Genomic DNA, 3738 nt, shown 5'->3' with positions numbered 1-3738 from the left:
CCTCGGATCATCAGACGAGACGCAACGTCTTGTCTAGTGAAGGAGGAACGCCATGACCACCGCCGCTACCACCGCATCCCGCGTCTGGTTCATCACCGGAGCGAGCCGCGGTCTCGGTCGCGCCTTCGCCGAAGCGGCGCTGGCGGCGGGGGACCGGGTCGCCGCCGCCGCGCGCACCGGATCCGCCCTCGACGAACTCGCCGCGGCCCATCCCGGCCGGGTACTGCCGTTGACCGTCGATGTCACCGACCGCGCCGCGGTGCACGCGGCGGTCGATGCCGCTGTCGCCCACTTCGGCCGCCTCGACATCGTGGTCAACAACGCGGGCACGCTCTCGATGGGCATGATCGAGGAGTTCACCGAAGCCGAGGCTCGCGCGCAGATGGAGGTCAACTTCTTCGGCGCGCTCTGGGTGAGTCAGGCCGTGCTCCCGCATCTGCGCGCGCAGCGCAGCGGGCACATCGTGCAGGTGTCGAGCATCGGCGGACTCGCCGGGTTCCCGCTGTCGGGAATGTATGCCGCGAGCAAGTTCGCGCTCGAGGGCATGAGCGAGGCCCTGGCGATGGAAGCCGCGGAATTCGGTGTGCGCGTGAGTATTCTGCAGCCGGGCGGGTACTGGACCGACCTGTATTCGGCGATGGTGAACACCACCCCGATCCAGGCCTACGCCCCGCTGCGTGCCCAGCTCGAGGCCCAGTGGGCCGAGGGATCGGTCGACAGCGAGCCCGCCCTCGCCGCCGAGGCGCTGCTCACGCTCGTCGATGCCGGGGAACCGCCGCTGCGCCTGCTGCTCGGAAACATGGTGTACGACTTGGCCTTCGACCTCGCGCGCGCCAAGATGGCCACCTGGTCGGCCTGGGAGCAGACCAGCCGAGCCGCGGAACGGGCAGTCCCCGCGCCGGGCTCGGCATAGTCTCAGGTGGTGACGGGAGTTCGTGCGGCGCGATCGATCAGGTACTCGACCAGGTGGGTCAGCACCGCCTTGGCCGAGGGCCGATCGCGCGCGTCGCACAGGATCACCGGCGTGTTCGGATCCAGGTCCAGGGCATCGCGCACCTCGTCGACCGTGTAGCGCGGCGCGCCGTCGAAGCAGTTCACCGCGATCAGGAACGGCAAGCCGCGCCGCTCGAAGAAGTCCACCGCCGCGAACGAATTACTCAATCGCCGGGTGTCGGCCAGCACGATCGCGCCGAGGGCGCCACGGCACAGCTCGTCCCACAGGAACCAGAAGCGGTCCTGTCCGGGCGTGCCGAACAGGTACAGCACCAGATCCCGGTCGATGGTGATGCGCCCGAAGTCCAGCGCGACGGTGGTCGTGTGCTTCTGCTCCACCCCCGACAGGTCGTCGACACCGGTGCTGACCTCGGTGATCAGCTCTTCGGTCCGCAGCGGCGCGATCTCGCTGATCGCACCGACCATGGTGGTCTTGCCGACGCCGAAGCCGCCGGCGATGAGGATTTTGACCGAGGCGGCCATGTGCTGGTCGCCTGCGGACATCGGGTCAAAGTTTTCGGATGCCATCCAGAACCGCTCGCAATATGTTGAGGTCACCGGCACCGGCCTCGGCCGCTACCGGAGCCCGGAAGATGAGGTGGCCCTCGGCGATGAGATCACCGACGAGGATCTTGGTTACCGCCAGAGGCAGTTTCAGCACGGCCGAGACCTCGGCCACCGACTGCGGACGCTTGCACAACTGTGCGATCGTCGCGTACTCGGGTTCTGGTTTGCGCAGGGTGGGGGCGGGGTATACCGCCACCACCACTGTGAGCATGTCCAGATCGTGCGCCGCGCCCATGGTGCGGCCGCGGGTCACCGCGTACGGCCTGACCAGGGGTCCGGCCGCGTCGTCGAACCACGGATCGCCGAGTCGAGTCATTGTCGAGACTTTCTATAGCTGCGCATGCCCGTGCCGCGGCTCCGTAGACAGATAGCTGCCGACTCGCTGCACGGTGAGATTCATTTCGTAGGCGACCATGCCGAGATTGGCCGATTCGTTGGCTTGTAGTGCCAGACAAGCGTTGTCACCGGCCGAGGTCACGAAGAGCACGGCCCGATCGAGCTCGATCACCGCTTGGCGCACGCCGCCGCCGTCGAACCGGCTGCCCGCGCTGCGGGCGAGACCGTAGAGGGTCGAGGACATGGCGGCGAAATGTTCGGCGTCTTCACGCTTCATCTGCGAGGAGCGTCCGAGCAGCAGTCCGTCGGTGGACAGCACGACCGCGTAGCGGACCCCTGCCAGCCGGTCGACGAGATCGTCGAGTAGCCAGTTGAGATCACCGGGGGAAGAGTTCACCTCAGCCTTCCTGTTCGTCCTGGTTCGATGTGGTCTGTTGTTTGCGACCCTGGCGGGTGCCGTTCTCGATCGCGGACATGATGTCGCGCGCCTGTTCTGCGGAGCGGGGGCGCTCGGGTGCGCGCGGCGCCTCGGCGGCGGGCTCGGCGAGCTCGGGCGCCAGATTGGTCTGCCTGCTGCGACGCGGCAGCGCGGGTCGTTCGTCGGAGCCGGTGTCGTAGCGCGGGGTCTGCGCGGGGGGCGTCTCGGGGGCCGGTGCCATCGGGCGCGGGGTCGGCGGGTCGGCGACCAGGGTCGCGACCGGCGCGGGCGCGGATTCGAGGGCGGCGATCGGTCCCGAATCCTGCGGTGCGGGCAGCCCACGACGCAGCGGGCCGGTCATCGTGGGCGGCGTGCCCGCGAGGTCGGCCTCACCTGCCAGCAACTGCTGGGGGATCAGCACGATGGCGCGGATGCCGCCGTAATCGGATTCGCTCAGCCGCACCGACACACCGTGCGCGAGGGCCAGCCGGGCGACCACGAACAGGCCGAGGCGCGAGTCCGAGGACAGCGTGCCGACACCGAAATCCGGCGGATCGGCCAGCATGGTGTTGTAGCGGACCAGGTCGTCGGCGCTCATGCCCATGCCCTGATCGGTGATCTCGACGACCACGCCCTTGCCGACGACATTGCCGCTCGCCTCGACCCGCGACTGCGGCGGGGAGAACGCGGTGGCGTTGTCGACGAGCTCGGCGAGCAGGTGCACGAGGTCGGCCACGACGGTGCCGACGACGCTGACCTCGGGCAGCTTGGTGACCCGCACGCGCGCGTAGTCGAGCGTTTCGCCGATGGCGCTGCGCACCACGTCCATCACCGGCACGGGCTGACGCCACTGACGTCCCGGGCGACCGCCGCCGAGAATGATCAGGTTCTCGGCGTTGCGACGTTCACGGGTGGCCAGGTGATCGAGCCGGAACAGCGTCTCGAGCAGTGCCGGATCCTCTTGGCGGCGTTCGGCTTCGTCGAGGATCTCGAGCTGGCGGTGCACCACGATCTGGCTGCGGTGGGCGATGTTGAGGAACACCGCGCGCACGCCCTCGCGAGTACGGGCCTCGTCGACCGCGGCACCGATCGCCGCGGCGGCGGCGTGTTCGAAGGCCTTGGCGACCTGACCGATCTCGTCGTGCCCGAAGTCCAGGGTGGGCGCGGTGTCGGCCGGGTCGACCTCGCCACCGTCGCGCAGGGTGCGCATGGTGGCGGGCAGCTGCTCGTCGGCGAGTTGCAGTGTCGCGGTGCGCAGCCGGCGCAGCCGGCGAATGATCCGGTTCGCCAGGACGATCGCGATGAGGAAGACGAGCGCACTGAGCGCGAGCACGCCGCCGCCCGCCAGCGCGGCATTGGTCTCGGCCTTGCGCGAGGAATCCTCGGCAAGCTTCTGCACATGGTCGTTGTAGCTGGTGTAGGAG

5 protein-coding genes are annotated in these 3738 nt (G+C 68.8%); 1 reads left to right on the top strand and 4 read right to left on the bottom strand.

Annotated features, from left to right (window positions below):
- Positions 1–52: 52 nt before the first annotated feature.
- Positions 53–913, top strand: a complete 861-nt coding sequence (locus ACFWF3_RS27820; protein ID WP_379316385.1) for an SDR family NAD(P)-dependent oxidoreductase — start codon at positions 53–55, stop codon at positions 911–913.
- Positions 914–915: 2 nt separating this feature from the next.
- On the opposite strand, the gene ACFWF3_RS27815 is transcribed toward ACFWF3_RS27820, so the two are convergent.
- The 4 genes from ACFWF3_RS27815 to ACFWF3_RS27800 all read right to left on the bottom strand — a co-directional run.
- Positions 916–1521, bottom strand: a complete 606-nt coding sequence (locus ACFWF3_RS27815; RefSeq protein WP_101467406.1) for an ATP/GTP-binding protein — start codon at positions 1519–1521, stop codon at positions 916–918.
- Entirely contained in the window at positions 1502–1876 is a 375-nt protein-coding gene (locus ACFWF3_RS27810; RefSeq protein WP_378987845.1) for a DUF742 domain-containing protein, read from the bottom strand. The genes ACFWF3_RS27815 and ACFWF3_RS27810 overlap by 20 nt, the downstream gene beginning before the upstream one ends.
- A gap of 12 nt (positions 1877–1888) precedes the next feature.
- A complete protein-coding gene (locus ACFWF3_RS27805; protein ID WP_067453425.1) occupies positions 1889–2293 on the bottom strand; it encodes a roadblock/LC7 domain-containing protein in 405 nt (134 codons plus the stop codon).
- Between the two features lies 1 nt (position 2294).
- A partial coding sequence (locus ACFWF3_RS27800) for a sensor histidine kinase (protein WP_379316383.1) occupies positions 2295–3738 on the bottom strand: 1444 nt, incomplete at its 5' end.

Source organism: Nocardia sp. NPDC060220 (genome assembly GCF_042727815.1).
Lineage (GTDB): Bacteria > Actinomycetota > Actinomycetes > Mycobacteriales > Mycobacteriaceae > Nocardia.
The sequence above is the reverse complement of the archived record's forward strand: the minus strand, read 5'-3'. Positions and strand labels throughout refer to the sequence as shown.

What these genes read in the sequence shown, in the direction of transcription:
- ACFWF3_RS27820 (WP_379316385.1), top strand. Translation starts at nt 53, where the DNA reads ATGACCACCGCCGCTACCACCGCATCCCGCGTCTGGTTCATCACCGGA.
- ACFWF3_RS27810 (WP_378987845.1), bottom strand. Translation starts at nt 1,876, where the DNA reads ATGACTCGACTCGGCGATCCGTGGTTCGACGACGCGGCCGGACCCCTG.
- ACFWF3_RS27815 (WP_101467406.1), bottom strand. Translation starts at nt 1,521, where the DNA reads ATGGCATCCGAAAACTTTGACCCGATGTCCGCAGGCGACCAGCACATG.